Annotated in this window: 7 protein-coding genes; 1 reads left to right on the top strand and 6 read right to left on the bottom strand. The window is 39.3% G+C overall.

Going from position 1 to position 14,127, the window contains the following annotated elements:
* The 5 genes from I600_RS09645 to I600_RS09665 form a co-directional block, all read right to left on the bottom strand.
* On the bottom strand, positions 1-3,986 hold a 3,986-nt coding region (locus I600_RS09645), incomplete at its 3' end, for a DUF7507 domain-containing protein (protein WP_245188873.1).
* A gap of 338 nt (positions 3,987-4,324) precedes the next feature.
* The gene (locus I600_RS09650) at positions 4,325-5,449 is read right to left on the bottom strand and encodes a glycerate kinase (protein WP_058104337.1); all 1,125 of its coding nucleotides are present in this window, start codon (positions 5,447-5,449) and stop codon (positions 4,325-4,327) included.
* A gap of 10 nt (positions 5,450-5,459) precedes the next feature.
* Positions 5,460-7,064 (bottom strand): sodium:solute symporter, encoded by a 1,605-nt coding sequence (locus I600_RS09655; protein ID WP_058104338.1) that lies wholly within the window; start codon positions 7,062-7,064, stop codon positions 5,460-5,462.
* A 102-nt stretch (positions 7,065-7,166) separates the two neighbouring features.
* A complete protein-coding gene (locus tag I600_RS09660; RefSeq protein ID WP_058104339.1) occupies positions 7,167-8,480 on the bottom strand; it encodes an MGH1-like glycoside hydrolase domain-containing protein in 1,314 nt (437 codons plus the stop codon).
* Between the two features lie 177 nt (positions 8,481-8,657).
* A complete protein-coding gene (locus I600_RS09665) occupies positions 8,658-11,333 on the bottom strand; it encodes a TonB-dependent receptor (protein ID WP_058104340.1) in 2,676 nt (891 codons plus the stop codon).
* Between the two features lie 193 nt (positions 11,334-11,526).
* Between I600_RS09665 and I600_RS09670 the strand changes: the two genes are divergently transcribed.
* Positions 11,527-12,552, top strand: a complete 1,026-nt coding sequence (locus I600_RS09670) for a LacI family DNA-binding transcriptional regulator (protein ID WP_058104341.1) — start codon at positions 11,527-11,529, stop codon at positions 12,550-12,552.
* 14 nt (positions 12,553-12,566) lie between these two features.
* Here I600_RS09670 and I600_RS09675 read toward each other — a convergent pair whose 3' ends face one another.
* Positions 12,567-14,108, bottom strand: a complete 1,542-nt coding sequence (locus tag I600_RS09675) for an acyl-CoA carboxylase subunit beta (RefSeq protein ID WP_058104342.1) — start codon at positions 14,106-14,108, stop codon at positions 12,567-12,569.
* Positions 14,109-14,127: the final 19 nt, after the last annotated feature.

Raw genomic sequence — 14,127 nt, forward strand, 5'->3', positions numbered from 1 at the left:
TCCGCATTGGTGAATGTTTCACCTTCGCAAATGTTCAATGTTCCATCGCCTCCGGCATTTGGTTGAGCTTGCTCTACAACGGTTACGATGCTTTCATCATCTACTGTACATGGAGCTGTCGCCGCTACCGTGTACGTATGCGTGCTATCACCATTGTCGGTCCATGTTCCACCGGTATCGGGTGAACCTGTCAACTGTGCGAACAAGTTCGCATTGGTGAATGTTTCGCCTTGGCAAATATTCAATGTTCCATCGATTCCTGCATTTGGTTGCGCTTGCTCTACAACGGTTACGATACTTTCATCGTCTACTGCACATGGAGCAGTCGCCGCTACCGTGTACGTATGCGTGCTATCACCATTGTCGGTCCATGTTCCACCGGTATCGGGTGAACCAGTTAATTGTGCGAACAAGTCTGCATTGGTGAATGTTTCGCCTTCACAAATATTCAATGTACCATCGATTCCTGCATTTGGCTGTGCCTGCTCGGTTACGGTTACGATACTTTCATCATCTACTGTACAAGGTGATGTTGCTGATACTGTATACGTATGTGTTCCATTGCCATTATCAACCCAAGTTCCACCTGTATCTGGATTGCCAGTCAGTTGCGCGAACAAATCATTATTATCAAAAGTATCGCCTACACAAATATTCAGTGTACCATCGATTCCTGCATTTGGTTGTGCCTGCTCGGTTACGGTTACAATACTTTCATCGTCTACAGTACATGGAACTGTCGCTACCACTGTGTACGTATGTGTTCCATTGCCATTGTCGGTCCACGTTCCACCAGTATCGGGTGAACCAGTTAATTGTGCGAACAAGTCAGCATTGGTGAATGTTGCTCCTTCACAAATATTCAATGTTCCACCGCCTCCGGCATTTGGTTGCGCTTGCTCTACAATGGTTACGATACTTTCATCATCTACTGTACAAGGTGATGTTGCTGATACTGTATACGTATGGGTACCATCTCCATTATCAACCCAAGTTCCACCTGTATCTGGATTGCCAGTCAGTTGCGCGAACAAATCATTACTATCAAAAGTATCGCCTACACAAATATTCAGTGTACCATCGATTCCAGCATATGGTTGTGCTTGTTCTACAACGGTTACGATACTTTCATCATCTATTGTACAGGGTGATGTCGCTGCCACAGTATACGTATGCGTGCCATCGTTATTGTCCACCCAAGTTCCTCCAGTGTCTGGATTTCCCGTTAACTGTGCAAAAAGGTCTGCGTTGGTGAATGTCTCGCCTTCACAAATGTTCAATGTTCCGTCGATTCCCGCATTTGGTTGCGCCTGCTCTACAACGGTTACGATACTTTCATCATCTACTGCACATGGAGCTGTCGCTGCTACTGTATACGTGTGAGTTCCGTCGCCATTGTCCGTCCACGTTCCACCGGTATCCGGGGAACCGGTCAACTGTGCGAACAAGTCTGCATTGGTGAATGTTTCGCCTTCACAAATGTTCAATGTTCCATCGATTCCTGCATTTGGTTGTGCCTGCTCGGTTACGGTTACGATACTTTCATCATCGGCTGTACATGGAGCTGTCGCTGATACTGTATACGTATGCGTGCCATCACCATTGTCAATCCATGTTCCGCCGGTATCGGGTGAACCGGTCAGTTGTGCGAACAAGTCCGCATTGGTGAATGTTTCACCTTCGCAAATATTCAATGTGCCATCACCCCCGGCATTTGGTTGTGCCTGCTCGGTTACGGTTACGATGCTTTCGTCATCTATTGTACAGGGTGATGTCGCTGCTACGGTATACGTATGAGTACCATTGCCATTGTCGACCCATGTTCCGCCCGTATCCGGGGAACCGGTCAGTTGCGCGAACAAGTCTGCATTGGTGAATGTTTCGCCTTCGCAAATATTCAATGTTCCATCGATTCCTGCATTTGGCTGTGCCTGCTCGGTTACGGTTACGATGCTTTCATCGTCTACAGTACATGGAGCAGTCGCTGCCACAGTGTACGTATGCGTGCCATTACCGTTGTCGACCCATGTTCCGCCCGTATCTGGATTACCTGTAAGCTGACCAAATAGATCATCATTGTCAAAAGTTGCTCCTTGACAGATATTCAATGTTCCATCACCTCCGGCATTTGGTTGAGCTTGCTCTACAACGTTTACGATACTTTCATCATCTACAGCACATGGAGCAGTCGCTGGCACTGTATACGTGTGGGTACCATCGCCATTATCGGTCCACGTTCCGCCGGTATCCGGGGAACCGGTCAATTGTGCGAACAGATCAGCATTCGAAAATGATTCACCCTGACAAATGTTTAATGTGCCATCACCTCCGGCATTTGGTGGCTCATGCTCAATTACTGTTACAATACTAGTAGCATTAACCGTACAAGGTGCAACAGCAGTTAAAGTATAGGTAAATGTATCATCAAAATTATTAGTCCAGGTTCCCCCGGTATCCGGAGCACCTGTTAAAGACGCAAAAAGATCTGCATTCTCAAAAGAATCCCCTAAACAAATGTTCAGGATCCCGTCGATACCAGCATTTGGACAAGTATACACTGTAATATTAACTGTCGCGTATTGTGTATAACCCCTTGCATCTGTTATTCCGTAAATAAATGAGTCGGCACCTATAAAGTCCGTACTTGGTGTATAAGAGAAGTAATCATCTTGAGGATCGGTAGCTGAACCGTTTTCGTTTAAGGAAACACTACCATTGGTGGGGGTACTGACAATAAATATAGCTCCTGAATTAGGACCATTACCTCCAAAATCATCATTATTGGTTACTAAAATATCAACTGAATTATTCTTTTCTACCGTAGCGGCATCATTTAAAGGAACAGGAAAAAAACTATCTGTAGTATCATTAAGTAAATTACCATCTGTATCATCACCATCATCTGAAATGTCATCTGTATCATCTGGACCGTATGGACTATCGGCAAAAACACTTACCTGATTGATTACTCCTCCTTCATTAATTTCATTTGTAGTCAATACATGGCCAGCAGTATAAGTCGCCACTTCATTTGGCAAAAGAGTTCCTTCTAAAGAACCCATTGTAGAAGATAAGAAATTTGGCGGGGTACTTAATGCTATACTATTTCCACTAGCATCTTTAAAAGTATCGGTTACATCAACATTCGTAACTTTTACGTTACCGGTATTTTCAATTTTTATAGTGTAATCCACTGAATCTCCAGCTTCTACAGGAGAACTAAAGTTATTTATTAAAGTTTTGGTAACTTCAATCTCAGGTTCTGCAATAATTAAGTTAGAAAGTACAAACTCCACTTCCTCGTTTAAACCTAAAAGACTACCAGCGAGGTTAACGTCCATATTAATGGATTGAACAGCTTCATCCATTTTCATTGTTCCTCCTCCTGTTCCTGTAGTGTTCCCATTACCACATTCACCACCATTACCACTAATTAGCGAACCTGTATCTACATTAAATTGGGTGTTAGTAAATTCAAAAATAGGACCATTACGACTAACATTTGACCATGTTCCATTAGTTGATGTAAAAACACCCGTACTAGAACCAGAAAGCAAAGGAAAAGGCAAAATACCATAGGTACCCACCCTATCCACATGAAGTAATGGACTTACAATATATACCGGATCACCGGTAGCCGCATCAAAAAAACGGAACTGCAAAGTACCAAAACGTAAAATAGAGTTTAACGAAACTTCTATTGAACGACTTCCAAATACATCAGGAGTAGGGTCTCCATAAGTAGCATCTGACGTACAACCCATAGTATCTTCACCTAAGATAGATACTCCTAATGAAGGTACTGCCTCTACCCTTACCGCACCATCTGAACTTAAAGATTCCCAAGTGACGGATAAGGGTTGTTGGGTCCAAGTAGTTGTCTGCTGTGAGTATAATGGTTGTATTCCCTGTATCAAAAGAAAAAGAACGGCTAGTCTTTTCCAAAAAGAATTAAGGTTAGAATATGAAGTAATAAGTTTGGTCATTGGCTAAAATAATCCATCCATATTTTTCAAGTTTGAATGGATATTAGTTCGTACGTAAACTAAAGGTAACAGTAGCCTAGTGCCCTATAAATAAATTGTTGTCAATACACCGAAAGTAAAGGTATACCAAGAGATAGCTGTGGCTTGCAAATGGCATTCTTCCCTATTTTTATACTTTACAGAACTTGTAGTAAAAAGATTACAGTTGTTTGAATTTGCAATTTAGCATAAGAAAATTGACCGGGTTTATTAGAAAACCTATAACCCAATTCCGGTTAAACCTATATGCACATTAAAGTAATTCTTAGTTAAAGCAACCCCATTTAATAATCAATTTTTCACTTTAATAGACTTGCAAAATTAAAGGCGGCATTTACAAGATTGTCCCTACTCTGCTCCATAGCTTGATTTAAAGTAGAAATGCCTCTTACAATCGATGCCACATAATTTAACCCGAATTTTTGTTGTTGTGCAACGCTAATACTTACCGAGCCACAGAGTGCGGCAACGGGTATATTCTTGGATTTGGCAGATTTTACTACCCCATCTATGGTCTTGCCAGAAAGCGTTTGCTCATCTAACTGACCTTCGCCGGTAATGATCCAATCTGCTCCTTCAATAGCATTATCAAAATCTGCCAATTCCTTGACCAAATTATTCCCAGAAATTAATTCTCCGTTCAGAAAAATAAGGGCGCCACCACCAACACCACCTGCTGCACCGGAGCCACTTACTTTCTGTAAATCGATTTCATAACGATTCTTGATAATTTCTGCAAAGTTGCACAAACCCTGATTTAGAAATATAATCTCATTTTCAGAAGCACCTTTTTGTGCCCCATAAATATAAGCGGCACCTTGTAGCCCATAAAAAGGATTGGTGACATCACATGCGACTTTTACTTTTACCCCATCTAACCTATGATGCTTGTTGGAATCGTCTATAGTTTTCACCTTTGAAAGATGTTTCCCTATCGGGGATAACTCCAGTCCTTTTTCATCCAAAAAGCGAAAACCTAACGCATTTGCCATGCCCATACCACCGTCATTGGTAGCACTACCGCCAATACCTAAAATAATTTCTGTTGCTCCTTTTTCAAGCGCATCATAAATTAATTCGCCTGTTCCAGATGTTGTCGTTTCCATGCAGTCAAACTCATCTACATTCAACAATTTCAATCCTGATGCTTCAGCCATCTCTATGTAGGCAATCTTTGTTTCATCAGAATATAAATAAGAAGCATTTATAGGTCTAAAAAGAGGATCGTTTACAGTAATGGTTACCGTTTCTCCTTTTATATAATGTTTAGCGACTTCCATGGTACCATCACCACCATCTGCTAAAGGCTTTTTCAAAATTTCGGCATCCTTGAACACCATTAGGAGTCCTTCCTCTACGGCATCACAAAATTCGAAACCGGTTAGTGAGCCTTTAAACTTATCTGGTGCTATTACAAATTTCATTGCTATAAGATTAATTCAAAATATTTGGTAATGCAACACTAAAAGCAACTATTGCTACAAAGTATGCCAACAATATTACCACTTCTTTTTTACCGGAATAATATTCAACCTTTAACCCTTCATTTACCCTTCTTTTAACCGTGTAGCTTACCCCAATCGCAACCAATACAGTAACTATACACCCCAGTGCATTCCACCAGAACCAAAAGATCTGAGGCACATATAGCCATAGGTAAACATTGAACAATACCCCAACAACTATACCGATATTGGCACCAAGAGCATGAGTTTTCTTGGTAAGTATTGCCAAAATAAAAGCTGCCAAAATTGGACCATAGAAAACAGAACTTATTTTATTGATGACTTCTATGACCGTGCCTTCTATATTGCCTGCAAAAAATGCAAAAAACAAACAGACCAGACCCCAAAAAATAGACAGTAACTTTGAATAGGTCATGTATTTTTTATCTGGCATATTAGGGTTGAATCTTTTTACGAAGTCTTCCATAGTTACGGCAGATAAGGAGTTTACCGTAGAACTCAAGGTAGACATAGCTGCTGACATGATAGCTACGATCAAAATACCGATTACCCCATTTGGCAAATACTTAATTATAAAGACCGGCACCATTAAATCTGCCTTTTTCCCTTGTAATGAAGTTATATTGGCTTGGTACACGGTTTCCATCTGTTCTTGAAAACTAACATCTTGCAACAGCAACGTACCCAACACAAGCCCCATAATGCAATAGGTCAATGTAAACGGAAAACGCAATAATCCGTTTGCCATCATCAGTTTTTTAAGGTTAGACATGCTACTTGAAGATAACAACCGTTGCGATTGGGTTTGATCAGTACCGTAATAAGAAGCGTACAAAAAGAATCCACCAATGACCATGGGCCAAAATCCAAATTCATCATTACCATCTGCATTGTTAAAACCCCATTTGTTAAAATCTACCGCTGTAATTCTATCAGTATCCACATGGGTAAGAAAATTATCTATTCCACCAAGCTCACTAAAACCAAAGTACAAGCATATAATAATGCCAATAAAAAGGATACTCATTTGAATGACATCGCCCCATATAACTGCCTTCATACCACCTTGAAAAGAGTAGACCATGGTAATGAGTCCGATAATTAAAATGGAAATCCAAAAATCCAATCCAATAGTGGCCTGTAAAATTAAGGCCATAGTATATACCATAACCCCTGTAGCTACAGACCTGCTTATTTGAAAAACGAAACTTATTAATAAACGCGATGAAGAATCAAATCTTTTCTCTAAATATTCATATACGCTAACAATACCTGATTTATACAGTGTTGGTAATACTGCAATAAGCAAAAATGCCATTGCCAATGGTACACCAAACTCATACGTTAGCCACTGCATACCCCCACCATCTTTTAAACCGACGAAAGCAGGAGCCGAGATAAAACTTATGGCAGACAATTGGGTTGCCATTGCCGATAAGCTTAATGGCAGCCATGATGTTTTACGACCACCCAAAAAGTAATCGCCACCAGAGTTGTTTTCCTTGAACATAAAGCCCAAACCTAAAAACCCTGCTAAATAAACAACAATAATGATATAGTCAACGTAGTTCATACCTTAGTTTCTATTTTTTTTGATTAAAAAGCCAACCATAACAATACCGAATATGTAGAATACAATTAAAAAGTAATCAATATAATTCATAACACATCAGTTTTAATCGGTATTCACCATATCAATATATAAAGCGGCGCTCCAAGAGAAATTATTCCCGCCGTATCCCGTCTGATTTTTATCTCCGGTATCTCGTCTACAGTCAAAATATTCGTAAAAATCGTACTGCTGGATCAGTTCTAAACTGTCTATTTTAATCCGTTCTGCTAGATCTGTGTAACCGTTACTTCTTAGCCCACGAAAAAGCATCCAGTTCATATTGATCCACACAGGACCTCTCCAATATTTTCTAGGATTAAAACGATCATCAGTAGGATCAAACGATGCACATAGGTATTTATCTTCTCCACCGAACTTCTCCATCATTGTTTTCACTAAAACCTGAGCTCTTTCTTCAGATGGAATATGTGCGAACAAAGGTGAAAAAGACGATGAGGTAATGTGGCGAATAGGTTTCTCGTTTCTTAAATCATAATGTACATATGCCCCTAATACCGCATCGAACAACTTATCATTGAAACTTTTAATACTTTTTAATTGCCATTGAGATAGAGTTGCAATTTTATCTTCATGACCCCCGATCAATTCATATAATTCAATTAACGCCTGATTAGATTTTATAAGCATTGCATTGAACAATGGATCTTGAACCAAAAAGGGGGAAAACTCGGCAATTTTAGCATCATTATAATTGTGCTGTTTGGCAATATTGATAAGGTGCAGATAATGATCATACTCCCTTTTGGTAGGGCGCTGGGAAGCATCTACATGCGTAGTATCTTTTCTAACAAATGTATATTCCGGCGGATCCATCATTTTCCAGATATCATCCCATACAGGGGAGTTGTCCGTACCAGATTCCCAGTTGTGATAAATGTAGACCAACCCTTCATCTTTTGGGTCTCTATTTTCGTAGAAATACACGTGATTGTTAAAAACCTTATCGATCTCTTCTTTGATGAAGTGCAACATATCATCCTTATCTTCTGCAATACGATACATTTCTTGTAACACAAAACCGGAAACCGGTGGTTGTGTCATACCAGTAGACCTATATTTTTTTGATGATAAAGGATGCAATTCAGATTGGTGAAAATCTGCCCCAGGGAAATAGGAATCGTTCTCCGTATGAAAAACGATATGCGGTATAAATCCGTTTTCCCACTGTGCATCAAGCAAGGTTCTCATTTCGGTTTTGGCTTTTTCTACGTCATAATGAGCAAAACCGATAGCTATAAAACCTGAATCCCACTTCCATTGAAAAGGATACAGCCCTGCACTAGGTATTGTAAATCCACCTTCTTGAAAATTTGCATCCAAGATTGCAATAGCCTTCTTATATAATTCTTTCTTCATATTATCTTGTAAATCACCTTGGGACTAGCCCACTAGGCTTTGAATTAAAAACACAATTATTATGTTGACGCAAGCGTCAGAGCATATAAATCTGGATTATCGAGTAAAAAACACATTGGCAACTCCTATTATCGCCAATGTGCTCATCAATTAAACTTAAACTAACAACACAAATTTTTAGAAATTGAAAGTAGCCGTTACAAACAATCTTCTAGGTAAAATTGGTCTACCTACAAAGAATTGTGATTCTGTTTGACCTGCTGAACCTGCTCTTGGATTCCCCTCCGTAATTCCGTCACTATCAAATAAATTAAAGACCGATACCCCCAAACGAACCGAATTATTGTTATCCTCTTTTGAGAATGTGTAACCGGCACCTAACCTACCAATGGTTATGGCATCTAATTCTATATTATTGGTATCATCGGTGAATTTTGACCCTGTGTAGTTGAAACCGAAATTGGCATCAAAAGCAGTATTGTCATAATACAGTCCCAATCCGCCCAACAAGTTTGGCTGTCTGGCCAATTCATTACCAACGTTAGCTTCTGTAGATGTACCGTTTACCAAATCAAAATCCGTATTTTTTGTAATCTCATGGTTTTGGTAAGTTGCATTACCACGTAGATTTAGATATTGTGCAAGGCTATAATCCCAAGTTGCCTCTATACCTATAGTTCTTGTGTTTTGCTCAGCTCTTGTTTCATCTATTAATTGACCCCCAACAATTGCCTGCCTAATGGAAATACGATCTTTAAGACCTACGTAATACCCTGCCACCGAACCAGAGAATTTTTGGTTTCCGAATTTGGCACCAGCTTCAAACTGAATAATGTTCTCAGCATCGTACGGACTTTCAGAAATACCTGCTACCGGAGCAAAACCTCTTAGTTGAGGAAAAAAGTATCCTTTAGAAAAGTTTGCGTATAGATTGGTAGTTTCGGTTAACTCATAAAGACCTGCAAGTGATAGCGCCCAAGCATTTGCATTTACTTCTGTTCTTAAGAACGTACCATCTGCAGTTTGCACGTCACTTAACTCAGCTGTAAGTTCCGGATCGGCATATACCGTTTCGCTCATAATACCACCACGGCTATTGATACCATCTGTATGTTCCCATCTAAAACCAACATCAAAACGCCATCTATCTAAAATCATCTCATCGGTAATATATAATGCTAATCTATTTTGAGAAAGATAGTTATTGGCAGTTTGACCAATACGGTTATATAAACCGCCTTGAGAATACACTACATTATTTCCACTGGCATCGGTATAATTTAAGTTTACCAATTGAGGGTTATTATTGAACTCTGTCAACACTCTATATTGATAATTTACATCTTCTGCTTCTGTACGGGCTAAATAAGAACCTACGGTTATGTTATGGTCACCACCATTTGCTGTTTCAATAGATTTAGTAAGGTTGATCTCACCAGAATAATCTGTCATTGGACGTAAACGATCCACATGCAAATTATCTATTACCAAGTCGTTACCGTTAATTTGAGCACCTGACCCACTTTGGTAAGCAGCAGTATATCCTAAATTACCAGGAGCGATACTTTCTACATAATTATCTAATGTTATCGGGTTTCCGTTTGTTCCATTTCCTCCTACATACAAGGCAAAGTTGTGCTTGTAATTTGCATATTTAATTTTGGAGGTCAATTTAAGGTCGTCTTCAAATCTGTAATTGAAATCACCCATAAGGTAACCACCAGAAGTAGCAACACCATCTGAAATAGGACTATTATAGGTTCCACCTGGTGTGTTGAACGAGGTATTTGCCAAATCACCGGATAACAATTGCTCAACCGGGTCACCATCATTACCGTTTATACGTTCTCTACTACCACCACTTAATGGAATTGGAAGGTAAAATTGAGCTTTGTCGTCAATAAACTGTCCGCTTAAGGTAAAAGAACCATTATCGAATTTCTTTTTAATATTACCTCTAAACTGAACACCTTTTGTTGGTAGACCTACATCAATAGGACCTCTATCATGACGAACAAAACCAGTAAAAGCGTAATACGTGTTAGAATCTTCACCACCTAGTTGACCACCGGAATAGAAGTCCGTTTTTATTCTACCTTGGTTGGCCACTTCAATATTAATAATGTTACCAGGGTTTGTATCGCCCGTTTTACTTGTGTAGTTAATAATACCGGCAACAGAACCTGCACCATATAATACAGCTGCACCACCACGAACAAATTCAACACCTTTAAAACCTATATCTGGTCTTGCATAGACATCATGCGCAGAAGAATTTAGTCCGAAAGAACTAATTAAAGGCATACCGTCATATTGTAGCGGGTTAAAAACATACTGACCACCGGAAGGCAAACCTCTAACGAATATATTACTCGCCGTTTCACCACCACCACCTTCAGCGGTAATACCTGGGACACTTCTAAGAATATCTGCCTGACTGTTGGCAGATAGCTTAGTTATTTCTTTCATTTTTACAGAACTGATAGATAAAGGAGCCTGTTTTTGAGAACGAAATGTACTTGATGCGGTTAAAACTACCTCATCTAATAACTGACCACCTTCTTGAAGCACGACATTTACCGTTTGTGTAGTACCATTTAAGGTCAAAGATTTATCTACCGAAGTAAAACCGATATATGATATACGTAATATTTGTTCACCTGTAAGGTCTGTTGAAAAAGAAAAATTACCATCAAAATCTGATGTTGTACCCGAAGTGCTACCTACTATTAAAATATTTGCACCGGGAATAGGGTCTCCTAAATTGTCCGTTACGGTTCCAGAAATATCAGTCTGTGCAAAGGAGCTTGCACTGATAAGAAGTCCGATTACCGCAAAAATAATTTTCTTCATAATGTTTGAGTTTTTTTAAGTTGAGTCGATTTAAATTATCAAATCGTTGATTATGAAGCCAAATTATATGAATACAGCATTCTATTAACTAAAAATTAACGAATTACCAATGCAAACGTTTGCGCAAACGTTTGCAATTTAATTTGTAATATTGTTATTCTTTGAATTCCATATAATTTACTCATTTTCAATCATGAGCAAAAAAAGAAATACCACATTAAAAGAACTTTCTAAAGAATTGAGTTTATCAATTTCAACAGTTTCAAGGGCACTGAACGACCACCCGGATATTAGTCTAGCAACCAAAGAGAGAGTCAAAAAACTAGCCAAACAAATGAATTATGTACCTAATTTATTTGCCAGAGGCTTCCGTTCAAGAGAAACACACATACTAGGTGTTATTGTACCCAACATCTCGCACCTATTTACTTCTACCATTATAAAAGGAATTATTGAGGAAGCTGAATTAAGGGGGTACAGAGTAATTATCTCAGAATCTAATAATGACGACGCCAAACAAGTAGAAATGTTAAACACCATGACCCAGTTTGGAGTTGACGGAGTGCTAATGTCATTGGCCAGAAAGACAAAAGATGTAGAAGAAGTATTAAAGGTTTTAAATAGAATACCTATTGTATTATTTGACAAGGTATCAAGTAAAATACCTTGCACCCAAGTTGTTATCAATGAAGAAGAAGCTGCTTTTAACGCTGTTGAACATTTAATAGAACTTGGCAAGAAACGAATAGCCATTATTAAAGAAACCGAAAACTCATACAACTCAGAAAAGAGATTTGCCGGCTATTTGCGTGCTTTAAACCAATATAAAATACCCGTACGGGACAAGTTGATTTTAAGCACAGAAGATATTTCATTAGGCAATGGAAGGCGGTTGGCCAATATTCTCATTAGTATGAAAAAACGTCCAGATGCCATTTTTGCCATTACCGATAATGCTGCAATTGGTGCTATAAAGGCATTACATAAATTTAAGATCAAAATACCTGATGAAATTGCAGTGGTAGGTTTTAGCAACTCTATCAACTCAACCATCATCAGTCCGGCTTTGACCACTGTTGACCAACCTGGCGACAAGATCGGTAGAACAGCAGTTCGGTTTCTAATTCAAGAAATAGAAAGTCAACCCAACGAAGTACATACCAAAACTGTTGAGATAAAGACCAGTTTGATCGTTAGGGATTCCTCACTAAAAGCTTAAAGTACGACCACTTATTATAACGGAATATTGCCATGCTTTTTCTTTGGCAAGACCGCCACTTTATTTTCAAGCAAGGTATAGGCTTTTATGAGTTTCCTCCTGGTGTCTTTAGGAAGAATAACCTCATCTATAAATCCTCTTTGTGCAGCACTATAGGGGTTGGCAAATAATTTTGCATATTCCGCCTCCTTTTCCGCCAATTTTGCTTCTGGGTCATCAGCAGCGTTTATTTCCTTCCTAAAAATGATCTCACTTGCACCTTTGGCTCCCATAACGGCAATTTCCGCTCCAGGCCACGCATAATTTAGATCAGCACCAATATGTTTGGAGTTCATAACATCATACGCACCGCCGTATGCTTTTCTAGTAATTACGGTTACTTTAGGTACCGTTGCTTCACTTAGGGCATACAGTAATTTTGCACCGTTTGTGATAATACCGTTCCATTCTTGATCAGTGCCCGGTAAAAACCCAGGGACATCTACCAATACTAAAAGCGGAATATTGAAACAATCGCAAAAACGAGTGAAACGCGCAGCCTTTTTAGAGCTATCAACGTCTAACACCCCTGCCAAACTAATAGGTTGATTGGCAACAATACCAATACTTTTGCCTGCCAACCTAGCGAACCCTACAACAATATTATCTGCATAGGTCTTATGTATTTCAAAGAAGGTATCCTCATCAACAATACCATTGATGACATGGCGCATATCATAGGGTTGATTTGCATTTATGGGCACAATATCTTCCAACACATCACGTACCTCATTACCAAGTGTATAGTGAACATCTTCGGGTTTATCTTCACAGTTTTGAGGCATATACCCGATCATCTGCTTAATTTGTTCTATACATTGAATATCATTAGCAGCCGTTAAATGTGTTACACCAGATTTAGTGGCATGTGCCGATGCGCCACCAAGTTCTTCCGATGTCACTTCTTCATTGGTTACCGTTTTTACCACATTAGGACCAGTGACGAACATGTAGCTAGAATTTTCTACCATTAAGGTAAAATCGGTCATTGCTGGCGAGTATACCGCACCACCGGCACATGGCCCCATAATAGCCGAAATTTGGGGAATTACTCCCGATGCCATAACGTTTTTATGAAAAATATCGGCATAGCCACCTAAGGATCGCACACCTTCTTGAATACGGGCACCACCACTATCATTAAGACCGATCATTGGAACACCTATTTTCATGGCCATATCCATAATCTTACAGATTTTTTCGGCATGTGTTTCAGACAAAGCACCACCAAAAACGGTAAAGTCCTGTGCAAAGACGCAAACTTGTCTTCCGTTGATCGTACCATAACCAGTGACTACTCCGTCACCATAAAAAATTTGTTTTTCCATACCAAAGTCTTTGGTACGGTGGGTAACCAAGGCACCCATCTCTTCAAATGAACCTTCATCCAATAAAAAATGTATTCTTTCATGAGCAGTTAACTTTCCTTTGGCATGCTGTTTATCAATACGTGCTTGACCTCCACCCAATTTGGACAATGCCAGTTTTTCCGCTAAAATCTCTTTATTATCTTTCATGCTACTCGTTCAAATCTTA

The organism is Maribacter dokdonensis DSW-8, from assembly GCF_001447995.1.
In the GTDB taxonomy this organism is placed as follows: domain Bacteria; phylum Bacteroidota; class Bacteroidia; order Flavobacteriales; family Flavobacteriaceae; genus Maribacter; species Maribacter dokdonensis.

Excerpts from the sequence above, each read along its gene's own strand:
- I600_RS09665 (WP_058104340.1), bottom strand. The coding sequence starts at position 11,333 with ATGAAGAAAATTATTTTTGCGGTAATCGGACTTCTTATCAGTGCAAGC.
- I600_RS09650 (WP_058104337.1), bottom strand. The coding sequence starts at position 5,449 with ATGAAATTTGTAATAGCACCAGATAAGTTTAAAGGCTCACTAACCGGT.
- I600_RS09675 (WP_058104342.1), bottom strand. The coding sequence starts at position 14,108 with ATGAAAGATAATAAAGAGATTTTAGCGGAAAAACTGGCATTGTCCAAA.
- I600_RS09660 (WP_058104339.1), bottom strand. The coding sequence starts at position 8,480 with ATGAAGAAAGAATTATATAAGAAGGCTATTGCAATCTTGGATGCAAAT.
- I600_RS09655 (WP_058104338.1), bottom strand. The coding sequence starts at position 7,064 with ATGAACTACGTTGACTATATCATTATTGTTGTTTATTTAGCAGGGTTT.
- I600_RS09670 (WP_058104341.1), top strand. The coding sequence starts at position 11,527 with ATGAGCAAAAAAAGAAATACCACATTAAAAGAACTTTCTAAAGAATTG.